This window comes from Cereibacter azotoformans (assembly GCF_021391315.1).
GTDB lineage: Bacteria > Pseudomonadota > Alphaproteobacteria > Rhodobacterales > Rhodobacteraceae > Cereibacter_A > Cereibacter_A azotoformans.
Map to the genome: position 1 here is coordinate 97,947 of NZ_CP090024.1, position 22,669 is coordinate 120,615.

The following is a 22,669-nucleotide window of genomic DNA, read 5'->3' on the forward strand; positions in this document are numbered from 1 at the left end:
CGCCCCGCCGGCCGCCAGGCGCCGGGCCTGCGAGGGATGATGCGGCGCGGGCGCATGGCTCAGAACCCCGGACCGCGGGCGAAGACGGCCAGATCGGCCAACTCGGCCTTCATCTCGGTGATCTGCGCGACGGTGCGGCCGAGCGTGGCCGCAAGCTGTGCCTCGTCGGCCTCGAGGAAGGCCGCGGGCGTGGCGATGCCTTCCGCCGCGAGCTTGTCGCGGATCGAGACATCGGTCACGAGGTCCGGGATGCGCAGCCGTTCGGGCGGCAGCACCTCGGCCAGACGGAAGCCGTTGGCCACCAGCACGCCGCGGAAGTCGTCGAACGGGCGGTCGAACACCGGCGGCCTTCGGTCGGGGGGCCTTCGGTCAGGCGGCTCGACCACCACCTCGCCCGGCTCGGTGGGCGGCTCGGCGGGGCGCGGCACGGTCAGCGGGCAGATGCAGGCCTGCAACCAGTCCTGAACCACCGAAAGCGGCAGCACGGCGCGGCGGTCCAGCGGCTGGAAGCGGGAGCCCTCGGCCCCGGCGAGGATGCGCCCAAGCACCAGCAGGTTGTCCTCGGGCGGCGGTTCGGCCGGCATCGGCAGCATCTCGGGCGGAGCCGCGCAGAAGAAGGGCGCCAGCGCGTCGCAGGCCGCCGCCGGCACCGCGAACGAGGGCGGCAGCGCGCACAGAAGCTCGATCGACACCACGTCGCAGGCCCGGCTGGGCCGCAGCCGGTTCGCCGGGTGGCCGCAACCCTCCGCCACGCCGGGCCGCAGGCTGCCCTCCTCCTCGGCCGGGCGCGCCACCAGCCACGCGGTCACCGTCTCCAGATCGGCCGCGCCCGCCCGCCTGCGACGCTCGTCGGGATCGACCACCTCGCAGGACAGGGGCCCCGGCCCGCAGCAGCCCCAGACCCGGCCGGTGATGTCGGGCACCGTCAGCGCCTCGGTCAGGTAGATCTCGTCGCCCGTCCGGGTGATGCCATAGCCGGCGGACAGGGTCAGGCTGTCGTCCCGGCCGATCACCGGGATGAGGCCCGCCACCACGCCCCAGCCGTGCAGAAGCCGCCGCATCCGCGCCAGTTCCCGGTCGTGCGACCGGCGGTCCAGCGTCAGATCCTCGGCCCGTATCACCTGCCGGTCGAAGTAGAGCGGCGTCACGACCCCGTTCTTCGCCTCGGCCAGCGCCTGCGCCTTGCGCTCCACGGTGCTACCTCTCCTCCCTGACATGGAACCAGCTTCGGAACGTGCCTCCCCCGCCCGCGGCGCCGGTGGGCAGGCGCCCGCCGATGAAGGCGCCCGAGACGGCGATGCCGTCGGGGTCCGTCACGAAATCGGCGTGAAAGACGACGCGGAAGGGCAGCCGCAGATCAAGGCGCAGGTCGAAGTGCGTGTTGTCATCGCCCCGCAGGCAGAAGCCCTCGACCTCCTCGGCCTCGTCGAGCACATCCCAGCCCTCGAGCAGGTCGCCCGCGATCTGCAGGTTCTCGATCGGATGGGCGATCATGCGCGGCCGCGCCCAGTGGATGAGGCCGTGATCGTCCTCCACCGGGATCTCGAGTTCCGCCACGACCGAGGGCCCGGCCTTCGTCTGGCCCGTGAAGGCGGGCCACAGCACCTTGCCCTTGAAGGCGATGGCGAGCCCCGGCCCCTTCACCTGCTCGCTCAGGCCGCCCAGCCCGCCGGGGAAGGGCTCGGCGTGCCTCCAGCTCAGCGCGACGATGGGAATGCCGGGCAGAAGCCCCGCCCCGTCCGCGCCGTCCCGGCCATCCTGGCCGCGGGGCCCCCGCTCGCCCCGGTCGCCCGTGTCGCCTTTGGGGCCGGCCTCTCCCCTTTCGCCCGGTTCGCCCCGGGGGCCCTTGCTGCCGGGCGCGCCGGGATCGCCGCGGGGCCCCGGCGGGCCTTCGGCGACACCCTGTTCCAGGATGCAGTCGATCACCTGCCGCAGCGTCGCCGCCGAGGGCACGAGCGGCCGGTGGGTCAGGTTGTCGAGGAACAGTTCGCCCTCGCGCGCCTCGGCCCGGTCGTGGATCACCGGCAGGTCCGCGTCCGGCCCCGGCCAGCGGTAGCCCGCGACATGGCCCAGAACGACCCGGTGGGGGCCCTCGCCACAAAAGCGGCAACCCTTCAGCGCCTGAAGGAAATGCGCCCCGCAATCCTCCTCGGCGATGTCGATCACCGCCACCACCCCGCGCTCGGGCAGGGTCTCGGGCTGGTCGGCGGCCGCGGCATAGATGCGCGTGCCGTTCGCGTTCATCGCAAGGTTGAGGCCGATCCCCTCGATGCGGAACGCGTCGGGCGACAGGCCCAGCGTCGGCGGATCGCCTGCATCCTGCGACTTCACCGGATCGAGCGGAACGGTGGTGAAACGCGTCACGCCCTCGGCATCGGCCAGGAGCAGGTAGGCCCGCATCTCGGTCGGCGCGAGGGCCATGTCGAGGGCCCGGCCCGCCATCCGAACGCCGCGCCCGCTTTTCTGCACGCTCGCCCCGGCGTCGATCAGCCGGTACCGCTCGAGCCGGATGGTCTCGTCCTCTTGCGAGGCGGTGTAGAGAAAGCCGTCGTCAAAGCTCCAGTTCAGCAGGACCAGCCGGGCGCCCGGCGCGGGGGCGTAGCCGCTGGCTTGCGCCGCCTCGGGCGTCAGCGCGCCCTGACGGAAGAGCGCGGTGTCGATCAGGTAAAGCCGCCCGGCCGCATCGCCCTCGGGCGTGGCGATGGCCAGGAAACGCCCGTCGCGCGTGATCTCGATCATCGAGGCGCCGCGGGCGGCCGCATCCTCCGGCCCGCCGAACCCATGCCCGAAGGCGAGGCTCGGCTGCCCGTCCAGATGCCCCGTCTCGCCGGTCTCGAGATAGGCCTCGATCACCTCGCGGCTGTAGGAGACGAGGCGGCTGTCCGCGCCGTTCACGTCCAGCACATAGAGCGTCCCCGAGGTGGGCGACACCGCCAGCCGCGCCGCCGCCCCCGCGGTCGGGATCACGCGCAAGGGCTCGACCGGCGTTCCGAGCGCCCCGGCCCGCCAGATCCCCACGCCGTTCGCGGCCGCGCCGTCAAAGCCGCCACCGGCGACGAACAGAAGCCGCGCCTCGCGCGCCGAGGCGGTGTCCGAGATACTGGCCGACCCGCCGATCAGCGCCTCGAGGTCGTGGGTGTTGCCGTCATGGGCCAGAAGCCGCGCCCCGAGCGCGTCCTGAACGCCCAGCTGCACCAGCGACTCGCCCTCGTTCACATGCACGGCCCGAGGCACCGCCCCGGCGAAGGAAAAGCTGTGAACCCAATCGAGCCGGGGCGCCTCGACCGGCTCGTGCCGGGCCAGATCCTCGGGGCGCCCGGCGTGAAGGACGAAGCGGTAGCCCTCGGCCACATGGGCGAAGGCGCCCTCGCCCTCGCAGCCGGGCAGGATGACCGGGGCCTTCTCCTCGCCGCAGTCCTGCCGCTCGATGGCGATGAAGAGATGCGCGCTGCCGTCGAGCTGCTCCTGCAGGGCAAGGTCCGCCCGCAGCAGATCCGCGATCCGCACCAGCCCCCGCTTCGGAACCACGATCTCCTGTCCGCAGCAGTCCAGCGCCAGACCCGGCTCGACCACGACAAAGTCGCGCCGGCAGGTCTCGGACGGGTGCTGGACCAGCTTCAGCCCGCAGACCGTTCCGGCCCCGTGCAGCAGCGCGTTGTGCATCTGGCGATGGCCCCGGTGGTAGTCCTGCTCGGTGATGAAGTCGCGGGCGAAGAGCGGCTTGCCGTCGTAGTAGTTGGTGCGGATCGGTTGATGCAGGCCGCAGGGCAGGCAGGATTTCTTGCTGGCGTCTAGCATGGGAGGGCTCCTTCGCCGGGGTCGGCGCTCAAGACATGCGGAAGGTGGAGCGCGTCCGCGGGCCGCGGCGGCGCGGTGGTGAGGCTGGCCCCCAGCCGGCCGGCCCCCAGCGGCAACCCGGTCGGGCCAAGGATCATGTCCACCCCCAGCGTGGACCGGCGGCCGATCGCAACTCCCGGCTCGAACAGCCGCAGCGCGAAACGCGCATGGGCGGGAACCGAGGCCGCCACGAGGCGCTCGATCGTCGCCCGCGCCTCGGGCGTCGCCGCGAGATGGGCGGGCAGGACGATGGTGAAGCGGTGCGCGGGCGCGGCCGGATCGAGCGGCGCGCCGCCGATCACCGGCCCGTCCGGCGCCCCGAGATGCTGGGCCACCGGCGGCAGGCGGAAATGCTCGATCACCTGCGGCAGGGGCTCGGCCAGCCCCGTGTGCCATTGCAGGATGCGCTTGAGGCCCGCGATCGTGCCGCGCTGGCGGAAATGCCCGATCGCCTGCGCGATCATCGCGCGCCGGGTCGCCTCGGGCCAAGAGGCCAGGAACTCCAGATCGAACCAGGCGCCGAGCCAGGACAGGAAGCCCTCCGGCACCACCCGCGGGTCGAGGATCTCCTCCATGCTGCGATGACGGGCGGCGATCTCGGCGAAGACCGTGTCGAAATAGCCCAGGAACCGATCGAGGAACCGCGCGCTTTCGGGGTCTTCGTGGAAGGGCGCGGGCAGGTGGCGCAACGAGCTGCGCCGCGGCCCGTGGATGTCGATGACCCGCACGAGGGGCGAGGCGCGGCCGTCGCCCGACAGCTCGACCCTCAGCCACAGGAAGCGTCCGGGGCCGCTCTGGACCAGCCCCTCGGGCAGGGCGCCGCGCCCGAGGACCAGCGGGCGTGACCAGCGGTCCTCGGGCACCAGCGCCAGCCGATCGAAGGGGATCGCCGCATCCGCCGTCAGCGTCGCGAAGACGAGCCGCGTGTTCACCGGCAGATCGAGGTCGAAGGTGATCCGGTCCCAGGCAAAGCCGGTGCGCCCGCTGTCGAGCGCCAGCGTCGTGAAGCCGCCCGCGCGCGGCACCTCGATCCGCCGCGGCAGGGCGATCAGCGGCCGCCGGCTCGGCCCGTGCCGCCCCGTGGCGTCGGGCGCGAGGCCCCGGAACAGGATCGGCGCGTGCCCCGGCCACCCCGGATCGGCCCAGGCCAGACCCTCGGCCGTCCGCCGAAGCGGCGGCAGCGCCAGATCGAGCGCATCCTCGGCGACCGCCACGCCCCGGCCCCGCGCGTCGTACGAGACCATGCGGCCGCCGTCGATGGCGTGGATGACGGCGGGCGGCGGCGGGATCGCGGCGCAGCCGTCGCCCGCGCATCCGCCGCCTGAAGGCGCGCGCGCGGCCGCCAGCGCGGTGGGCTTGCGCAGCGGGATGCGCGGAAAGGTCGGATCCTCCCGCAGCGCGCCGTCATGGCGGCGCAGGTGTCCCGGATCCGTCAGCGCCACATAGAGCCGGCCGGCCGCGTCATAGGCGATGGCCTCGGGGCGGCCCCCCTCCAGCACGGCCGCATGGCGCAGCGCCGCAAGCGGCAGGGCCAGCACCAGAAGCCGCCGCGCGCCGCGGTCGAGGATCGCAAGGTCGCCCGACGGGGCAAGCGCCACGTCCACCGGCTCGACCAGCGCGAACGGATCACGCGGCGGGCCCTCCTCGGCCGGATCGCAGGGCGACGGCGCGGGCAGCGGCCGCGCGGGCCAGAGCGGCTCGAAGGGACCCATCGGCCCGGCTTCGGCCCCCGCCTGCGCCGTCAGGATCACGCGGCGCACCGGATCGGCCAGATACATCCGCCCGTCGCTCGAGATCGCGAGGCCCTTCGGCAGCGTCCGCCCCCCGAAGGTGCCGAAAGGCTCGGCCAGCGGGATCGCGCTGCGTCCGGCGATGGCCAGCGCCAGCGGGCGGTCGGCGTGGGGAATGCCCGGCCGGCTCTCGGGCGGGCCGAGAGGCCAGCCCAGCCGCGCCGACAGCCGCAGGAACGGCGGCGCGGTGTCCTTGACGCGCGGCGACGCCGGGGGGCCAACATCAGTCATGGGCGGCCACCAGATCCACCGCATCGCGGCCGAGGGACGGCAGATGGCCCTCGGGGACGGCCACGATGTCGCCCGAGGGCGCGGGCTGCCCCTCGAGCGCGATCGCCAGATGCGAGGCGCGCCGCACGCCGGCCACCCCCAGCATCCGCGCATAGAGATCCCCCAGCGCGATGTCGGCCCCGAAGGGCCAGCCGGTGCCCGCCTCGCCCCCCGTAAAGGGGCTGAAGAACGCCACCAGCGACGCCGCCACCGCCTCGGTCACCTGCGCCAGATCGCGGTCGCGCGCGACCGTCAGCCGCGCCGACAGGCGCGCGACGCGCACATAATCCGGGCCGGTGATGTGCAGCTCGGTCGTGATCAGCCGGCGCGGCTCCAGCCAGCGGCAGATGGCGCGCTTCTGGTCCTCGCTCGGCTGGGGCATCGCCTGCGCGAGCCGCGGCACGACGACCAGCGTCACCGCCCCGTCCTTCTCGACCAGACCCGCCGCGCCGACCGCCCGGCGCGGCAGGGCGTGGGCGCTGTGCAGCGCGACGCCGGGCGTCCGCATCGCGAGATCGGCGAAATCGGCCGCGCTCACCGCGCGGTCGCGCATCCGCAGATCATGGGGCGCGCGCAGCTTCACCTCGTCCAGCGGCTCGGCGTCCGATCCGTCGTGGGCCGCGCGCAGGTTCGTCACGCCCTTCACGTCGCGCAGCCCACCCTTGAGCTTCGTGACCAGCCCGGCGCCCGCATTGCCCGCGCGGCCCCCGCCCACCCGGTAGCGCACCGCCGTCACGGCCGCCCCCGCCACGGGGATGCGCCCGCGCCGCCCGTCGCCCAGCCGGATCGTCCCGGTCGCGGGATCGAGCAGATAGTGCGGCGACTCCAGGCCCGAGAGGTGGAAATCCTCGACCCGCTGCCACCCCGGCGCCTGCCCCTGCTCGGCGATCTCGAGGTCAAGGTCCGGCGCCCCGGTCGCCGGGTCGATCAACACCGGCCCCTTCGGCAGGCGGAACTCCTGCGCGGGGCGGCCGTTCGAGCGGCCCAGCCGGTCGTCGAGCCGCGTCGCCGCCTGCGTGGCGGGCACCGTGTTCAGGTGAAAGCCGCGCAAGGCCACCGGGGGCGCGGCCTCGCCCGGCGGGCGCAGGAGCGCCCTCAGCCAGTAGAGCGGCAGGTAGCCCCGGTCGTTGCGCGGAAGGGCCGCGCGATAGCCTTCGTTCACCTTGATCCAGTCGGCCAGCGTCAGCCGCGAGGGATCGAGCGCGAAGCCACCCGGCCCGGCATCCTCGATCAGGTCGGCCACCGCGCCCGGATCTTCGCCGCAGGCCGCCACCTCGTCCAGCTCGGCCTCGGTCGCGCCCATCTTCGTCCAGTGGTCGGCCAGCCCCTCGAGGATCTCGAGCGGCCCCTCGCGCAGCTGCTCGACCAGATCGCCCCGGTCGCGCGGCGGGCGGACGGCGCCGAAGCTGCTCCAGAACCCGGCCGAGAGCTTCATCGGATCGAGCGGCGTGACGGCGGCGGGCATCTCGAACACCAGATGCCCCGAGCCCGACAGCGCCGCGGTGCCATCCTCGGTCAGGGCCAGCCGGGTCCAGCCCGCGCTGGCCTCCGGGTCCGAGAACGGGTCCGGTTCGTCGCCCGTCCCGGTGAAGACGTGCCAGACCAGATGATCGAGAGGCACCCCGGCCGCGCCGGGCGGCGGGCAGGCGGTGCCGATGGGCCCCTCGACAATCCCCGCGCCGTCGCCCGCACCGGGATCGCCCACCCCCACCGCATCGACAAAAAGATCGAGCGGCCCCGCGGGAAAACGGTCCTCGGAATAGTCGCCGGCCTTGTCCTCGCGCCCCGGCCGCAGCCGCAGCCCGAGATGGAGCGCGACCGGACCCTCCTGCCGCCCGAACGGATCGAAGCTGTAGGCCCAGCTCGTCACGCCCTTCTCGAACCGGGTCACCAGATCGCGGCTCTGCCCGCCCGAGGGCGCGGGCCGGGCCACCACCAGCGCCCCCACCGCGGCATCGAGCGCCGCCAGCGTGCGGTCGGTCTCGAACACGAGATCCGAGGGCACCTCGGGGTCTTCCACCCCCACCCGCGTCAGCCGCGGGATCGACACGCCCACCCGCACCGGGTCCTTGAGGGTAAAGGTCAGCTCGGTGCGGGCCGGCCGCGCGGGTTCGGGGCGGATGCCCAGCAGGTCGAGGAACCGGAGGTAGTTCAGCTCCGGCACCCGGTTCAGCTCGTAGAGGATCGTCTCGGTCATCCAGGCGTGCAGCTGCACCAGCGCCATGCCCGGATCGCTGTCGTTGAAGTTCGTCCATTCCGGCGTGTAGCGCGGCAGGCGCGCCCGCGCCTCGTCGAGCAGATCCTTGAAGGTGCGGCTGTCCAGCGGGGGCGAGGGAAGCGGCATCGGCTTACTCCATGCCTTCCAGAAGGTAGAACGGATAGACGATGTTCTGCGCGGCGTTGTTGGCGCGCAGCCGGTAATCGACCGACAGAAGCAGCGTGTTGGCGGTGTCGGGCGGCGAGGCGGCCGAGACGGCGAGGACGTCGATCCGCGGCTCCCATCGGATCAGCGCCTGCCGCACCTCGTCCATGATCGCGGCGCGGGTCGCGGGATTGTTGGGCGCGAAGACATGGTCGTGGATGCCGCAGCCGAAGGTGGGGCGCATGATGCGCGACCGCCGCGGCGTGGAAAGGATGATCCAGATCGCCTCGCGGATCGACTCGGGGCCCGCCGACCAGTCGAGCCCGCCCTGCGCGGTGACGCGGATGGGAAACCGCCAGCCCTGTCCCAGAAAGGCGTCGCTCATGGCCCGGCCTCCTTCGGCAGGGCCCCCGGCGCGCCGGGCGGGGCTGCGCTCCGGCGCCGCGTGGGGCGCGGGCTCGATCCGCTGCGGGGCACGGCGCGCATAGTCAGTCCCCCACCAGCACCGAGGGCAGGCCGGCCAGCACCACCCCCTGCGCGTTGTCGTTGTTCTGCGCCGTCCGGTCGAGCTGGCGGACGATGCCCTTGCCGTTGGCCTTCACGCTGCGCGAACAGCTCGTGAAGGTGCAGGCCTGGTTGAACGTCCCCGAGGTGGCGCCCCCACCCGTCCCCGCCTCGCCCCCGGTCGAGGTGGGGATGCGGCTGTCTTCGAGGATCACGGGCTTGCCGCCGGCCATGACATCGGCCGAGGCGCCCTGGGCATCGGCCAGCTGGGCGATGTTCGGATAGGGGATCGGCACGAGCGCGCCGCTCGGCGTCGGCGTGTTGAGGATGTCGGGGAAGGCCATGCAGGTGCCCTCGGTGCGCGCGACGGGTTTGCCCATGTCACTCCTCCTCCCGGATCTGGACGCTGCGATAGCGGTCCGGGGGCTCGGTCCCGGCGGCCCAGCGAAGCCGCCACAGGATCTCGGCGCGGTGGGCCGCGGGATCGACGATCAGCGTGTCCGCCCGCATCGCCCCCAGCGGCACCTTGCGCCAGCGCGGCGGCCAGTCGGGGCCGTGGCCGCACCAGACCCGCAGCCGCACCCTCGGCACGAGGTCGGGCAGGCGCAGCGCGTAGGGCGTGCCGGTCGTGGCATTGTCCTGAAAGATCTCGACCCGCCCGCCCGCGGGAAGCGCCGTGCCGGTGCCGCTGTCGTCGAACATCCCGCCGCCGCGACGGTGGAACGGAGCGAAAGCCGCGAGGTCCCCCGCCAGCGCGCGCCGCGCGTCGCTGCCGCGGGGCTCGAAGCCGAAGAGGTTCCGCGCGCTGTCGCCATCCGCGTCCGCGGGCGGGAGGTCGCGGCCGAGCCAGAGCGTCTCGTCCACCGTCACCGCGCCCCGCCGCGAGGCGCCGATGAACCCCAGCACCACGATGTCGGCCCGCGCCTTCTCCAGCGCGGTATCGGCCTCGCGGGCGACGCGGAACTCGAGCCGCTTGTCGGGGTCGGTGGCGATGTCCTCGGTCTCGAACGTCTGGCCCGCGACATCCAGCACCTGCACGGCCGGAGGGGTCTCGCCCGGTCGCGGATCCAGCCGCAGCGCCCCGGCCGGCACCTCGGCCTGATCGACGGGCGGCGCCAGATCGGTGGCGCTGAACAGAAGGACACCCTGATCCGCCATCAGGATCGCCCGCCGCGCGGCATCGGCCGAGGGCACCATCCGCCGCGCCCCGGCCCCGTCGGGCACGAGGTCGTAGGCCGCCTTCATCACCACCGCCAGTCCCGGCGCCCCCGCCAGCACCGCGGCCGAGAAGATCGCGGGATCGGGGGTTTCGACGATCATGGCGCGGCCCCCTGCCCGGCGGGCGCGCCCGCGGACCCGTTGGCCGGGTGGGGCCCTGAAGGGGGGCGGGCGCCGCGGGCCTTGGGGCGGGGGACGGGCTGTCGCATCAGTTCAACTCCACCGTGGCGCCCTTGATGGCGGTCTTGCCCGAGGCTTCGAGCGTCAGGTCGCCCTTGCTGCGGATGGTGATCCCGTCGGAGGTCATCAGGATCTCGTTCTCGTGCCGGTCGCGGATGGTGATCCCGCTGCGGTCGCCGTCGATCAGCACGACCATGTTCCGGTCGCGCGAGACGAGGCTGCGCTCGGTCAGCTCCTGCGTGGCCGCCCCGCCCTCGCCCGCCGTCAGGAATCCCAGGATGACCGGGCTCTTCGACGCAAATGCCAGCACGGCCAGATCGTCCACCTCGGGGGCGAAGAGCGCGCCCACCTCGGGCCCGGCCATCGGCGAGGCGACCTGGACCCAGTCGGTCACGATCCCCTCGGGCCGGTCGAGCCGCTGCACCCGCGCGCAGAGCCCGCGCTCCGAGATTTCCACCTCGACGACCCGTCCCAGCACCAGCGCGGTCGGCAGATCAGCCATCCAGCACCTCCTTTCGACACTGGAAGCTGGTGGTGTAGCCCGCGCCGCCGATCGCGTGCGTCGTCTGCGTCAGGCGGTAGATCCCGTCAAAGCGCGCGCCCATGCCCGACATGGCGACGGTCTTTCCGGCGCGCAGCGCGGGCAGGCCGATGGCGCTGCCCGCGCCGGTGATCATCTCGGCCGCCAGCTCCTGCAGCCGCGCCAGCGCCGCGCGCTCGGCGTCGGCCACGGTCTGCACCCCGGCGGGCTTGATGACCTCGCGGATGCCGCGCACCGCCGTCTCGAGATCGGCCACGCGCGCGGGCCCCAGCGCCTCGGGCGAGAGGCCGATGTCGGCCCATGTCCGCACCACCTCGATGTTCTGCGCCGATCCGGCGGCGTGGGGATCGCCGCCCCGGCAGACCACGGCCGAGACCTGGTTGGCCGCCGACAGGGCCGGGGTAAAGGAGATCAGCGTGCGCCCCCAGACGAACTCGGCCACCGGCCCGTCGTTCGACTGGCTGGGCCGGGCAAGATACAGCACCGGCTCCTCGCCCGGCGCGTCCGGCGGCACGACCGTCATGACCAGACCGTAGCCCTTGGCGCGCCTGGCGATCTCGTCATAGAGCGTGCCCTCGACCTCGACGTTCGTCTCCGCCTCGCCCTCGGCCTCCAGCGTGGCCCAGCGGACGCTCACGCCGTTCCCGGCGCAGATCGCATCCACCACATCCTTGGGCGTGCCGTTCTCGTTCTGCTCCACCCGGATCTTCTGCAGCCCCCGCAGGAAGGCGTTCAGCGCCCGCACCCGGCAGGTCGGCGTTCCCGAGGCGGGAAAGACCGGCGCGAGCGAGACCACCTCGCCCTCCATGATCAGGGGCAGCGCCCCGTCCTCGAGATAGCCGAGATAGAGCGCGACCCGCGCGCCCGGCTCGAAGTTCGGCACCTCGGGCCCGCCGTCGTGCAGGGTGAAGGGCTGGCCGTTGGCGTCCCACGGGCTTGAATAGCGCGGGCGCAGCGCCACCGGATCCCAGTCGTGCAGCACGAACTCGAAGCTGGGGATGTTGGCCAGATCGTCGGTGAAGGACACCTCCAGAACGTCCGAGATCACCTCGGGGCCGGTGCTGCGCCCATCGAGTTCGATGCGGAAGGCCGGGGTCAGGAAGGCCCGGCCCGAAAGGAAGGTTTCCGCCGTCATGGCGTCACCAGCGGCGGCAGTTCCAGCAGTGCGCCCGGCACCAGATCGCGCACGTCCGACAGGTTGTTGTGCCGGGCGATCACCCGCCAGAGCGCCGCGTCGGAATAGGCGTCGAAGGCGATCAGCGGCAGGGTCTCGCCCTCGGCCACCACATGCAGCCGGGTGTGGTCGGCCGACTGGTAGTTGATCGCGGCCACCTGCTCGGCCACCGTCGCGTAATGCTTCAGCGCCAGCGTCACCGTCGCGCGCAGCGGCTTGCCGTCCGGGCTGAACAGCGTGAAGCGGCGCGCGACCGACAGGACCACGGCCTTGAAGCTCTCGCCCGCCGTCTCGGTCGCGCCCATCGAGCTGCCCGGAAAGTCGTCGCCCCACGACACCTTGACCAGCGGCGGCGCGTGCAGGTCACCCTGGATCTGCACCAGCTTGTGAAAGGCCTCGACCTTGCGGGTCACGGCGGTGGCCGCGGGCCCCGTCCCGTCCTGCGTGGAATCGAAAAACAGCTCCAGATTCAGCGTCTCGGCGTCGCCCCGCACGAACTGCAGGATCGGCTGTTCCAGCCCGGGTATCGCCACCTCGGCAAATTGCGCGGCCTTGGAAAAGGACAGCTCGGCGGGCGCATAATCCAGCAGCATCGGCTCGCCGATGGCATTGCCCTGAAGGTCGATCTTCTGGAACATCAGTTGCCGCATGGCTCAGCGCCCCGGCGGCGGGGTGGGGCTGCGGTCGCGCTCGCGCCGGCCCTTCTCGAGATCGTCGCGCGCCAGCTCCTCCTTCACCAGCCGCACGATGCGCGCGATGAAGCGCGGATCGTCCAGCAGTTTCGGGTCGGTCGCCGTCACCTGCGTCTCGACACTGCCGATGTGAACATCCATGGCCGCCTCCTAGATGCCGATGGCCCCGGCGAGCGCGCCGAGCGCCTTGCCGGGGCTGAGGGTGAGGGTCAGTTTCTCGTGCGCGATCTCGAGCTTTTCGACCGCCGCGGCCGAGCTTGCGGCGTTGAGCGCCGGCCCCGACCATTTGACGGGGATGCCGTTCTCGAAGGTCCAGGCCTTGATCGGCACGCGCCGTTCGTTGGCGAGAAAGATCAGCCCGTTGCGCCGCTTGCCCTCGCCCTTGAGGAACCCCTCGTGCCAGAGGTAGAGATCCTCGGAGAAGCCCACGCCCCGCGACAGGGTGATGTTGGGATAGGCCGCGCGGCCGGGAAAGCGGAACACCCGGTCGTTGATGCCCCCGGCCGCGTACTCCTGGATCTGGATCTCGCTCTCGAGGCCCGAGGCCTCGGAAAAGCCGCCCAGCACGAAGGCCTGCCCCACCGCCGCCGCCGTCTTCAGCGGATTGTCCGCATCCTCGATCAGCGCGATGTAGAAGTTGAAGCTGGGCAGGGGATCAAGCCGGATCATCGCGGGCGCTCCTTCGGGGCCGGGGATCGGGAGGGGACGGCCGCAGGGCCGAGGCAGGGGCGGCTCATCGCGTGGCCTCCGTGACCTTCAGCGCGTCCAGCGCGTTGCCGAGGCGGAAGAGGATGAACTCCAGCGGCGCCGTCGGCGCGACGGCCACATCGACCACAAGCTGCCCGGTGGCCCGGCCCTCCTCGGGGTTGTTCTCGATGTCGCATTTCACCCCGTAGGCTTCGGCCGGGGCCGAGCCGGCCAGCACCCCCTCGCGCCACAGCCGGTCGAGCAGCGCCACGGCCGACTGCGCCACCGCGTGCCGCGTCATCAGGTCGTTGGGCTCGAACACCATCCAGTGCAGCCCGCGCTCGAGCGTCTTCTCGATCGCATCCACCACCCGGCGCGCGGTCAGGTAGCGCCATTCGGGATCGGCCGAGAGGGTGCGGGTCCCGTAAAGCCGGATGCCCCGGCCCGCAAAGCTGCGGATCGCGTTGATGCCTTCGGGATTGATCAGCCCGTGCGCCGCCTCGTCGATCTCAAGGGTCGGCGCCTCGACATGGCGCAGCGGCAGGTTCGCCCCGGTGCGGTGGATGCCGACCGAGAGTTCCGCGCGCGCAAAGGCGCCGCAGACATGACCCGAGGGCGGGCACACCGGCAGCCCGCCCGGCCCCGGCCCCGCCCCCTCCGGCGGCAGACGCAGCCAGGGCGCGACGAAGGCCATCCGGTTCGACTCGCCCAGCCGCGCGCGCCAGGCCCGCAGGTCGTCGAGCGTGGCATCCGGGCGCGGCGGATCGACCACCGCCACCTTGTAGGGCCCCACGAGAGCGGGATCGGTCATCGCCGCGACCACGCGCAGCACCTCGTCGGCGACCAGCGCGCGGGGCAGCGTCAGCGGCGCCATCGACAGCGTGACCGGCGCGGCCGGCACATGGCCCTCGGCCTGCACCACCACTTCGGCCGGGATGTAGCCGTCCTTCGACAGCCGCAGCGTGGCGAGGCCCACCGGGATGCCGGTGGCGAGAAAGACCCCCTCCGCATCCGTCCGCGTCCGGCCCCCCGGCCCCAGCACATCCACCTCGACCCCCGCCAGCGGCGGCGCAGCGCCGTCCGCGCGCTCTTCCACCACCCGCGCCAGGATCATCCCCGGCGCGCGGGGGCTCAGGTCGCAGCAATCGGCCGGCTCGGGCGGCATGGGCTCGGCCGGATCGGGCATCAACGGCTGCAGCACCAGATCGGGGGCCGCGATCAGCGCCGCCTCGTCCAGCCGGGCCACCTGCGCCAGCCCCGCAAGCCAGTCGCCGGCCGAGACCGCATCCAGCCCGTCGCTGCCGCCCGTCAGGCGAAAGCTGCCCTCGGCGGGCCAGTGGGCCGGATCGGCCCAGTCGTCCCCGCCCACGTCCTCGGGCAGCAGCGCGACCGAGCGCGCGGCCGCCCCCATCACTGCCGCGATGCTTGCGGAATGGCGCGGATCGGGCGCCAGCGCACGGAACGCCTGCTCCAGCTGGCCCGCGGCCCGGATCTCGATGTCGAATTCGACCGATGTCACCTGAACCGGCTGGTCCGGGGCGAACTCCACCGGCCGGCCGTGCGCGTCGCGCAGCCCGGTCAGGCGCTGCGGCAGCAGGAGGCGCTGGCGCGCCGGGTCCGTGCCCGCGACCGAGACCGTCACCTCGCGGCTCGCGCCCTGCCGCGTCTGGCCCAGCACCACCACCGAATGCGCCTCGAGCCCCGCAAGCGACCGCAGCCAGAGCGCGCGCGGATCGTCGAGCGCGGCCGGGATGCTCTCGGTCCGGGCGCGGGCGGTGCGCACGATCCGCACGTCGCACGCGTTGCCCCAGGCGCCGGGCGCGGGGCTGCGCGGGCCCGTAGTGCGGAACACCTCTTCCACCAGCTGCACCCAGGTCGCCTCGTCGGGGCGCGCCTCGCGCCGCCTCTCGCGCGGGTCCACCAGGCTCCAGCCAAAGCTGGCCCGCGCCACCCAGCCGCCCACCCGTGCCGAGGCCGTGCCCGCCGACGGCGGCACCAGGCGGATCACATAGGCGGTGCGGCCGCCGTTCTCGAAAAAGCCCTTGAGGCTGGCCTGCAGGTGCCCCCCTTCAAGCGGCGGCCCGAAGATCTCCTGCGCCAGCGTCAGGCTGCCCAGCCGCACCGGCCGACCCGCCGGGCCGCGCCGGGCATAGCCCAGGAACACCGCCACGTCGCCCCGGCTGAGCCGCCCCGAGGCGCGCAGCGGGGCTACGGGCTCGAACCAGAGGCCGGGGGCGGTCAGGCCGCGCACGGGTCCGCTCCGCAGGAGGCGGGCGGGGCGCGGCGGTCCGGCCGGGGGGTGCGCGGCTCATCCATCGCTCACTCCGCCAGCTCGACCCGTTCGCACACGAGTTCCACCGTCTCGATCGCCGCCTCGTTGGCCGAGGATTTCATCGCCGGCCATTCCAGCTTCTTCACGAAGGCCTCGTAGATGTTCCAGCGCACGGCCGGCTGGCGCGCCTCGTCCAGCAGCGTGATCGAGCAGTTCTTGCGCTGCGTCGCGCCGTCGAGGGTCGTCTTGCGCCATTCCCACAGGTCGCGGTTGACGGTCTGGCCGCGCTTGAGGGTGATGTTGCCGTATTTCACCAGCCCGGGCAGCTTGCGCATGGTCGCCAGCTCGTTGCCCTCGCGGTATTCGATGATGTCGCTTTCGGTGTTCATCCCGCCCACCTCGGTGAAGCCGGCCGAATCCAGCCCATCGATCTGGAGGATGAAGTTGAACTGCGAGAGGGGATCGTTGCGCATGGGGCCTTCTCCTTCAGGTCATGCCGGGGGGCCGCTCAGCCCTGGGCTTCGCGGGTCTTCTGGCTGATCTTGACGATGACGAACTCGGCGGGCTTCACCGGCGCGACCCCGATCTCGACGATCATCCGGCCGTTGTCGATGTCGTCCTGGGTCATGGTCACGTTGTAGCCGATGTTGACGAAGAAGGCCTCCTCGGCCTTCTGCCCCTCCAGCGCGCCGGACCGCCAGACGGTGGTGAGAAACCCCGTCACCGACTGTTTCACCGTATCCCAGAGCGGCTTGTCGTTCGGCTCGAACACCGCCCATTGCAGCCCGGCGTCGAGCGACTGCTCGATCATCAGAAGCAGGCGGCGGACGTTGACATACTTGAACTCGGGGTCCGAGGTGGCGACCCGCGCGCCGTAGAGGCGCAGGCCCCGGTTTTCCGAACGGAAGTCGCGGAAGCAGTTCAGGTTGATCGGGTTGAGGATGTCCTGCGCGCCCTTGTCGAGCTTCACGTCAAAGGCCAGCGCGCCCCGCACCACCTCGTTGGCCGGCGCCTTGTGGACCCCGCGCGCCGTGTCGGTGCGCGCATAGATCCCCAGCACATGCCCCGAGGGCGCGACGATCCGCCGGTCCCCCGGCGCCCCGAAACTGTCGGCGCGCTCCAGCGAGGGGTAATAGACCGCGCAGCGCGTGCTGTCGAAGTTCTGCCGATGCTCGCGCGCGCCCTGAAGCGAGGCGCCGATCGGCGTGTCGAGCACGGCAAAGCGGTAGCGCATGTGCTCGCAATGATCGACCAGCGCCTTCTGCACCGTCACCGAGGTCTGCCCCGGCACGGCGACGATCGAGACCGCCGGCTCGTTCTCCATCGCGAAGATGCCGCGGCGTCGCGCCGGATCCTCGGCGGCCTGCCCGACATAGGTCGCTTCGGTGACGCCCGCGACATCGTCGTTTCCGCCCGCCATCCGGCGCGAAACCCCCATGACCAGCGGCAGGCCGCGGGTTTCGGCGTCCGACAGATCCTCGATGCGGATGAGGTTCGACCCGCCCGAGACCGAGGGCGTACCCGTGAGCGCGTCCCAGCTTCCCACCAGCTTGAGCACATGGCGCGGATGGGTCGGCGCCATCGCCAGCCGCTCGAAGGTCTCGCTTTCGACGGCCTTGCCCTTCTCGATCCGCTCGACGACGAGGGTGAACTCCTGGCTCGTCACCAGAAGCCCCGCGGCCAGCGCCTGCCCGTGCGACTCGGTAAAGGTCACGCGGCCCGACGCGGTATCGACGGCGCCCACCTCGCGGGAAAGCAGCGCCGTTTCAGGCTGGTCCGGGTCCGCCAGCGTGACGAACGACCCCGGAAAGAGGCCGAAGGCGCTGCCGAGCGTCACCGCCGCCTCGCCCGCGCCGGCGGGCGCCCGCGTCACGGTCGAGACGATGTTCGCCGGCAGCAGGGTCGCGCGCAGTTCGTTGCCCCAGAGGCCGGGGTAGCGCGCATGAAGCCGCAACACCGGCCGCGCCGCCACCAGACGCACGCCCGCCGGATGGCTGTTGGCCAGCGGCTCGGCCAGCGTCACCGCCTGCGCGATCCCGCGGACCATCGCATGTTCCTCGCCCTCGCCGCCCGCGATCCTCACCACGACGCCCGCCGAAAAGCCCGTGACATCCATCGCCAGCAGCGCGCCCGATCCGCCGGCCGCCACATCCGCCGACAGCGCGGAGTGGGTGGCCGCATCCTCCAGCACGAAGACCGCCTCGCCCCGCGCGCGGGCCCGCGCAGCCGGGCGCGCCAGCGTGATCCTCGGCCCGTCCTCGTCGAGCGCCCCCACCTCGACCAGCTCCGCCGTCGCCCCCTCGCCGAGCCGGATCGTGTCGCCCGCCTCGATCCCGTCGGTCGAGGTCAGCGTGATCTCGCCCGCCCCGGCGGCCATGTCTTCATCCAGCGTGCCGTCCGCCGCCGTCGCCGTCTGAAGGGTCACGCTGTCGCCGCTCGCAAAGGGCTGGCGCAGCCCGCTTGCCAGCAGAAGCTGCGGCACGAACTCGGCGTCCGACAGGCTCACCACCTCGCTGGCCTCTCCGTCCAGGATCAGCAGGCGCGCCTCGGGCGCCACCGCGCCGGGATCGGCCAGCACCAGCCGCGTGACCTCGGCCCCGCCCGCCACCACCGCCGCCTCGGCCAGCACCGGCGCGCCCGCGACCGCCGTATCGCGCGCCTCGAGGTCGAGCACCGCCTCGCGCGCATCCTCCCCCACGATCCGCACGACAAAGAGCCGCGCGCCGCCGTTCACGAAAAAGCCCTCGGCCGCATAGGGCAGCGCGTCGCGCCCCTCGCCGAAGACCAGCGGATCCAGCAGCCCCCCGAACACGCGCGAGAAGGCCCCGAGGCTCGTCACCAGCGTGGGCGTGTTGACCGGCCCGCGCGCGGTCATGCCGATCATCCCCGCCGTCGAGGTGCCGGCCGCCTCGATCGGCTTGAGGCCCGAGGGGATCTCCTCGACATAGACGCCGGGTGCGAGATATGCGGGCATGTCGGTCTCCTGTGTCAGGCGCTCGGGATCGAGAAGGTTGCGGAAAGGACGCGCCCGCCCCAGTCGGGGCGCAGGACATGCGTCGTGGTGGCGGCGGTGTCGTCGAAATCCAGCGTCACGCTTTCGGCCAGCGGCAGCGCGGCGATGCGGAACCGGCCCTCGGCATCCGTCACGGCGGCGTCGGCGCCGTTCGCCCGGACGGCCACGCCGGCGGCGGGCTCGGCCGGATCGTGATCGCGCAGCACCAGCCCTTCGAGGAGCAGCGGCGGCGGATCGACCGTCACGGAAAAGGCAAAGGGCGCCCCCGCCACCCGCTCGGCCGTCAGCGCCTGCCCCGCCACAAGGAGCGGCACCTCGACCAGCGCCAGATCGGCGCCGGTGACGTTCAGGCTCCGCTCGACCGGGGCGAGGCCGCGGGCCCTCAGGGTCAGGGTCAGCGTCACCGCCCCCGCCGCCGCAAGGTCGGGCATGTCGCGCGCCGGATCGAGATGCAGCGCGAACCAGCCGCCCGGCCGGAGGGTGAGGCCGGTTCGGAACACCGCGCCGCCGCCCGCATGGCTGCCGCGCAGCTGCGCCTCATGGACGGGCAGGCCGCGCTCGGTGAACCTCTCCCACGCGCGCCCGGTGACCAGCGCCTGCCGCAGGCCCACGCGCCGCGAGGGGAAGGCGAGCCCGGTCATGGCACCACCTTGCCCAGCCCGCCGGCCAGTTCCTCGACGCGGCGCAGCCGTTCGGGCGGCACGGCGCTGTCCACCGCCACCACCTCGACCAGAAGGCCCAGCGACACCCGGTAGGGCGCGGAAAAGGCGTTCCACATCTGCGCCAGCTGCTCGAGGCTCAGCAGGTCCGGCTTGACCCGCAGCTCGGGGCTGGCGCCGCCGAAGGCGTCCCCGATCGGCCGACCCGAGACATCGGCAAAGCTGGGGAAATCGTGGAAATGCTGCAGCACCCGGCCCAGGAGCAACTGGTTCACCGTCTCGTCGTCGCCGACCGGCGTGAAGAGGTAGCGCAGTTGCATCGGCAGCGGGGGCCTGCGGAACAGGTCCGGCAGCGCGCGGTCGGGCAGCGGCTGCCGGTTTCGGCAATGCTGGTTGATGTCGAGATGATAGAGATAGAGGCTCGCCACCGCCGCCGCGTCGAGATCCTCGCCCGGTGATTGCAGGGTGATCCGGTCCACGATGCCGGCCAGTCCGAAATCCGTGTCGGGTGTCGCCTGAAGCGCGGCAAAGATCTGGCGCCGAAGCTCCACCGTCACATGGCTGAGGATGCCGAAATCGGCCATTGCACGCGCCTTCGCAGCAAGGAACGGGCGTCGGCAGCGGCCCGCCGGCGCAGAATGAGATCCTGGGAAATCGAAGGAAGAAGTGCCGGAACTGTCAGATCCGATCCGGCGCTCGGGACGGCGGCAGGAACATGTGCCTCACAGTAATTTTATCCGAAATCCGCGTGATTCTCAACCTTGGAGGAAGCGCACTCGTCCGGCGCGGGTGCGCCCCCCGCTCCGGGCCCCTGCGCCGCCCGGCTCAGGGCGGTCGGTTCGAGACGACGCTCCTCGGCCGGGCGGAGCGAGCGGAGCACGCGCGCGGGATTGCCGGCCACCAGCGTGAAGGGCGCCACATCGCGCGTCACCACGCTGCCGGCGGCCACGATCGCGCCCTCGCCCACCGTCACGCCCTTCAGGATGGTCGCCCCCGCCCCGATCCAGCCGTGATCGCCGATGCGGACCGGCATGGAGCGGATGTTGCCCTGCTCGCGGAACAGGCCCCTCTGCATGTCCCGCCAGCTCGCCTCCCGCTCGCGGTGATCGACCTCGTGCGAATCCGTGTCCATGATCGAGACATTGTGCGAGATCAGGCAGAAGTTGCCGATCTCGACGCCCGACATGGACCAGACGCGCGAGTTCCGGCCCAGAAAGCAGGCCTCGCCGAAGCGGATCCGGCCGCCGGTCGGAAAGATGATCAGTTCGCCCAGGATGACGGACTCGCGCCCGATGCGGATGCGCGCGGGCTCGCCCCTCCAGTTGAGCACCACGGCCTCGGCGCCGAACACCACACCCTGGGCCTGGGCGTTCTCGTGGCAGCTCCGGGTGCGGCGGTCCTGCAGGTAGCGCTCGCATTCCGCAAGGAACCCGGCCCGCCCCAAGGCCGAGACCGCAGCCGAACGGGCCTTGCGGGCAAACCGGCGGATCATGCCGCCCCCCGATGTCCGAGCGCGGCGCACGGTGCGTCGTGAAGGTCAAGCTCGGTCAGGGCGACCATCGCACGTCTCCTGCTTCCCCGTCGGACACGACGTCTCCTGCGCCCTCCCCTGCCCTCTCCGCAGGTGCGGCCCGGTCACGATGAGGATCCCGCCGTTTCTGCGCGCGCACATTGACGCCAGTCACCGCGCACTTGAACGGGTCAGGCCGCCGGCTGCCCCTCCGAGGCGATCTGCGGGATCTCGGTGCGTTCGGCCGCGGCCGCCCCGCCGAGGATCTCGACCGCGCGGTCGGCCGCGTCCTGGAACGGCTCGAGCACGATGTCGGCGCCCGCGCCGAACAGCGCCTCGGTCTCGCCCGCCCCGTGCGAGGCCACCGCAAGGCGCCCGCCAAAGCCCGCGGCGCGGGTCAGCTGGATCAGCGTCGTCCGCGTATCCTCATGGCTGAGGCCGGTGGGGTGGCGCGGCACGGTCAGGACGATCCACTCCGCCCCCCGCAGCGGCAGTTCGGCCACAAACTCCGGGTCCGTCGCGTCGCCGAACTCGGCCTCGAGTCCCAGCTCGCGCCAGCGCCGCACGGCGAGCGGGTTGAAATCCACCCCCAGCACCCGCAGCCCGCGCTTCTTCAGCCGAAGCCCGATGGCCGTGCCGAACCGGCCCAGCCCGAACAGGATGACCGGAAACGACCGGCCGCCGTGCGCCCCCGCCTCGTGCGGCTCGCGCGGGGTGCCGCGCCGCTCGAACACGCCCAGCACCGGCTCGCACAGCGCATAAAGCCGGTGCGACCAGGTGATCATGTAGGTCGAGGCCGCGATGGTCACGAGGCCGACCAGCGTCACCAGCCCCAGCGCATCCTCGGTCACATGGCCGAGCGCCACGCCCATCGCCACGAAGATCAGCGAGAACTCGCTGATCTGCGCCACGGTCAGCCCGGCGAGGAAACCCGTGCGCTTGCGGTAGCCCATCGCCCCCATGATCGCCATGACGATCAGCGGATTGCCGATCAGCACGAAGAGCGAGAAGATCAGCGCCGCCTCGACCTGCGCGCCCAGCAGCGACAGATCAAGCGTCGCGCCAAGCGCGATGAAGAAGAAGAGCAGCAGGAAGTCGCGCAGGGGCGCAAGCCGCGCCGCGATGGTCTCGCGGTAGGGGGTCGAGGCCAGCGCGACGCCGGCCAGCAGGCCGCCCACCTCCTTGCCCAGCCCCACCGCATCGCCGATCGCGGCGAACATCGCCGCCAGCGACAGGGCAAAGATCACCAGCAACTCGGGCGCCCGCGCCAGCCGCTCGGTCAGCGCATCGGCGGCGTAGCGCACGAAGAGCGCCACCGCCGCCACCAGCGCCACGCCCGAGGCCAGCACGCTCAGCACCGCGCCCCCGCCATGCCCCTCGCCCGCCGGGGCGCCGATGCCGATGGCCGACAGCACGATCATCGCGAGCACGACCACCAGATCCTGCACGATGAGGAAGCCAAGCGCCACCTGCCCGTGCAGCGCGTCGATCTCGCGCTTGTCCGACAGGAGCTTCACGATGATGATGGTCGAGGAAAAGGTCAGCGCGATGGCGACATAGAGGCTCTCGATCGCCCCCAGCCCGAGGGCCAGCCCGATCAGCCAGCCAAAGCCCGCGGTAAAGGCCACCTGCCCGAGGCCCGTCGTCACCGACACCGCGCCCAGCGACCGGATCAGCTTCACGTCGAGCTTGATCCCCACGAGGAACAAGAGCACCGCGATGCCCAGCTCGGACAGCAGGTCGATCTGCGCGTCCGAATGCACCACGTCCAGCGCCGACGGCCCGGCGATCAGCCCCACGGCGATGAAGCTCACGATCAGCGGCTGGCGCAGCAGCGTGCCCACAAGCCCGAGGCCCGCCGCCATCACCAGCAGCAGCGCCACCTCGGCAAAGGAGGTCATCCCTGTCATCGGCCGTCTCCCTGCCCGTTTCACCCCTCCCGTCTCTGGCCGTGCCGTCC

General features: G+C 72.4%; 19 protein-coding genes. All 19 read right to left on the reverse strand.

Going from position 1 to position 22,669, the window contains the following annotated elements; genetic code table 11:
* Positions 1 to 59: 59 nt before the first annotated feature.
* A complete protein-coding gene (locus LV780_RS21290) occupies positions 60 to 1,193 on the reverse strand; it encodes a hypothetical protein (protein WP_108222096.1) in 1,134 nt (377 codons plus the stop codon).
* 4 nt (positions 1,194 to 1,197) lie between these two features.
* Entirely contained in the window at positions 1,198 to 3,798 is a 2,601-nt protein-coding gene (locus LV780_RS21985; protein WP_108222098.1) for a collagen-like triple helix repeat-containing protein, read from the reverse strand.
* Entirely contained in the window at positions 3,792 to 5,858 is a 2,067-nt protein-coding gene (locus LV780_RS21300) for a phage tail protein (RefSeq protein WP_233864315.1), read from the reverse strand. The genes LV780_RS21985 and LV780_RS21300 overlap by 7 nt, the downstream gene beginning before the upstream one ends.
* Positions 5,851 to 8,241, reverse strand: coding sequence for a putative baseplate assembly protein (locus LV780_RS21305; protein ID WP_108222102.1), 2,391 nt, complete (start codon positions 8,239 to 8,241; stop codon positions 5,851 to 5,853). Before LV780_RS21305 ends, LV780_RS21300 begins: the two co-directional genes overlap by 8 nt.
* 4 nt (positions 8,242 to 8,245) lie before the next feature.
* Entirely contained in the window at positions 8,246 to 8,644 is a 399-nt protein-coding gene (locus LV780_RS21310) for a GPW/gp25 family protein (RefSeq protein ID WP_011911207.1), read from the reverse strand.
* Positions 8,645 to 8,747: 103 nt separating this feature from the next.
* A complete protein-coding gene (locus LV780_RS21315) occupies positions 8,748 to 9,143 on the reverse strand; it encodes a PAAR-like domain-containing protein (RefSeq protein ID WP_108222104.1) in 396 nt (131 codons plus the stop codon).
* 1 nt (position 9,144) lies between these two features.
* The gene (locus LV780_RS21320; RefSeq protein WP_108222106.1) at positions 9,145 to 10,083 is read right to left on the reverse strand and encodes a hypothetical protein; all 939 of its coding nucleotides are present in this window, start codon (positions 10,081 to 10,083) and stop codon (positions 9,145 to 9,147) included.
* A 106-nt stretch (positions 10,084 to 10,189) separates the two neighbouring features.
* Entirely contained in the window at positions 10,190 to 10,663 is a 474-nt protein-coding gene (locus LV780_RS21325) for a phage baseplate assembly protein V (protein WP_011911204.1), read from the reverse strand.
* Positions 10,656 to 11,837 (reverse strand): phage late control D family protein, encoded by a 1,182-nt coding sequence (locus LV780_RS21330; RefSeq protein WP_108222108.1) that lies wholly within the window; start codon positions 11,835 to 11,837, stop codon positions 10,656 to 10,658. Before LV780_RS21330 ends, LV780_RS21325 begins: the two co-directional genes overlap by 8 nt.
* Complete coding sequence (locus LV780_RS21335) at positions 11,834 to 12,526, reverse strand: CIS tube protein (protein ID WP_101341146.1); 693 nt, start codon at positions 12,524 to 12,526, stop codon at positions 11,834 to 11,836. Before LV780_RS21335 ends, LV780_RS21330 begins: the two co-directional genes overlap by 4 nt.
* Before the next feature lie 3 nt (positions 12,527 to 12,529).
* Complete coding sequence (locus tag LV780_RS21340) at positions 12,530 to 12,709, reverse strand: hypothetical protein (RefSeq protein WP_044249875.1); 180 nt, start codon at positions 12,707 to 12,709, stop codon at positions 12,530 to 12,532.
* A gap of 9 nt (positions 12,710 to 12,718) precedes the next feature.
* On the reverse strand, positions 12,719 to 13,237 hold the full coding sequence (locus tag LV780_RS21345; protein ID WP_101341147.1) for a phage tail protein: 519 nt from the start codon (positions 13,235 to 13,237) through the stop codon (positions 12,719 to 12,721).
* 64 nt (positions 13,238 to 13,301) lie between these two features.
* The gene (locus LV780_RS21990; RefSeq protein WP_108222110.1) at positions 13,302 to 15,506 is read right to left on the reverse strand and encodes a phage tail sheath C-terminal domain-containing protein; all 2,205 of its coding nucleotides are present in this window, start codon (positions 15,504 to 15,506) and stop codon (positions 13,302 to 13,304) included.
* A gap of 68 nt (positions 15,507 to 15,574) precedes the next feature.
* On the reverse strand, positions 15,575 to 16,000 hold the full coding sequence (locus LV780_RS21355) for a phage tail protein (protein ID WP_011911199.1): 426 nt from the start codon (positions 15,998 to 16,000) through the stop codon (positions 15,575 to 15,577).
* Between the two features lie 35 nt (positions 16,001 to 16,035).
* Complete coding sequence (locus LV780_RS21360) at positions 16,036 to 18,501, reverse strand: phage tail sheath family protein (protein WP_108222111.1); 2,466 nt, start codon at positions 18,499 to 18,501, stop codon at positions 16,036 to 16,038.
* A 14-nt stretch (positions 18,502 to 18,515) separates the two neighbouring features.
* On the reverse strand, positions 18,516 to 19,181 hold the full coding sequence (locus tag LV780_RS21365) for a hypothetical protein (RefSeq protein ID WP_101341150.1): 666 nt from the start codon (positions 19,179 to 19,181) through the stop codon (positions 18,516 to 18,518).
* Positions 19,178 to 19,783, reverse strand: coding sequence for a DUF4255 domain-containing protein (locus LV780_RS21370; RefSeq protein WP_108222113.1), 606 nt, complete (start codon positions 19,781 to 19,783; stop codon positions 19,178 to 19,180). The genes LV780_RS21365 and LV780_RS21370 overlap by 4 nt, the downstream gene beginning before the upstream one ends.
* Positions 19,784 to 19,932: 149 nt before the next feature.
* A complete protein-coding gene (locus LV780_RS22060) occupies positions 19,933 to 20,691 on the reverse strand; it encodes an acyltransferase (RefSeq protein WP_282097402.1) in 759 nt (252 codons plus the stop codon).
* A gap of 209 nt (positions 20,692 to 20,900) precedes the next feature.
* Entirely contained in the window at positions 20,901 to 22,619 is a 1,719-nt protein-coding gene (locus LV780_RS21385; protein ID WP_108222115.1) for a cation:proton antiporter, read from the reverse strand.
* Positions 22,620 to 22,669: the final 50 nt, after the last annotated feature.

Coding starts and splice junctions, on each gene's coding strand:
- LV780_RS21385 (WP_108222115.1), bottom strand. CDS start 22,619: ATGACAGGGATGACCTCCTTTGCCGAGGTGGCGCTGCTGCTGGTGATG.
- LV780_RS21320 (WP_108222106.1), bottom strand. CDS start 10,083: ATGATCGTCGAAACCCCCGATCCCGCGATCTTCTCGGCCGCGGTGCTG.
- LV780_RS21300 (WP_233864315.1), bottom strand. CDS start 5,858: ATGACTGATGTTGGCCCCCCGGCGTCGCCGCGCGTCAAGGACACCGCG.
- LV780_RS21310 (WP_011911207.1), bottom strand. CDS start 8,644: ATGAGCGACGCCTTTCTGGGACAGGGCTGGCGGTTTCCCATCCGCGTC.
- LV780_RS21335 (WP_101341146.1), bottom strand. CDS start 12,526: ATGCGGCAACTGATGTTCCAGAAGATCGACCTTCAGGGCAATGCCATC.
- LV780_RS21985 (WP_108222098.1), bottom strand. CDS start 3,798: ATGCTAGACGCCAGCAAGAAATCCTGCCTGCCCTGCGGCCTGCATCAA.
- LV780_RS21315 (WP_108222104.1), bottom strand. CDS start 9,143: ATGGGCAAACCCGTCGCGCGCACCGAGGGCACCTGCATGGCCTTCCCC.
- LV780_RS21330 (WP_108222108.1), bottom strand. CDS start 11,837: ATGACGGCGGAAACCTTCCTTTCGGGCCGGGCCTTCCTGACCCCGGCC.
- LV780_RS22060 (WP_282097402.1), bottom strand. CDS start 20,691: ATGATCCGCCGGTTTGCCCGCAAGGCCCGTTCGGCTGCGGTCTCGGCC.
- LV780_RS21340 (WP_044249875.1), bottom strand. CDS start 12,709: ATGGATGTTCACATCGGCAGTGTCGAGACGCAGGTGACGGCGACCGAC.
- LV780_RS21325 (WP_011911204.1), bottom strand. CDS start 10,663: ATGGCTGATCTGCCGACCGCGCTGGTGCTGGGACGGGTCGTCGAGGTG.
- LV780_RS21305 (WP_108222102.1), bottom strand. CDS start 8,241: ATGCCGCTTCCCTCGCCCCCGCTGGACAGCCGCACCTTCAAGGATCTG.
- LV780_RS21360 (WP_108222111.1), bottom strand. CDS start 18,501: ATGCCCGCATATCTCGCACCCGGCGTCTATGTCGAGGAGATCCCCTCG.
- LV780_RS21345 (WP_101341147.1), bottom strand. CDS start 13,237: ATGATCCGGCTTGATCCCCTGCCCAGCTTCAACTTCTACATCGCGCTG.
- LV780_RS21365 (WP_101341150.1), bottom strand. CDS start 19,181: ATGACCGGGCTCGCCTTCCCCTCGCGGCGCGTGGGCCTGCGGCAGGCG.
- LV780_RS21355 (WP_011911199.1), bottom strand. CDS start 16,000: ATGCGCAACGATCCCCTCTCGCAGTTCAACTTCATCCTCCAGATCGAT.
- LV780_RS21370 (WP_108222113.1), bottom strand. CDS start 19,783: ATGGCCGATTTCGGCATCCTCAGCCATGTGACGGTGGAGCTTCGGCGC.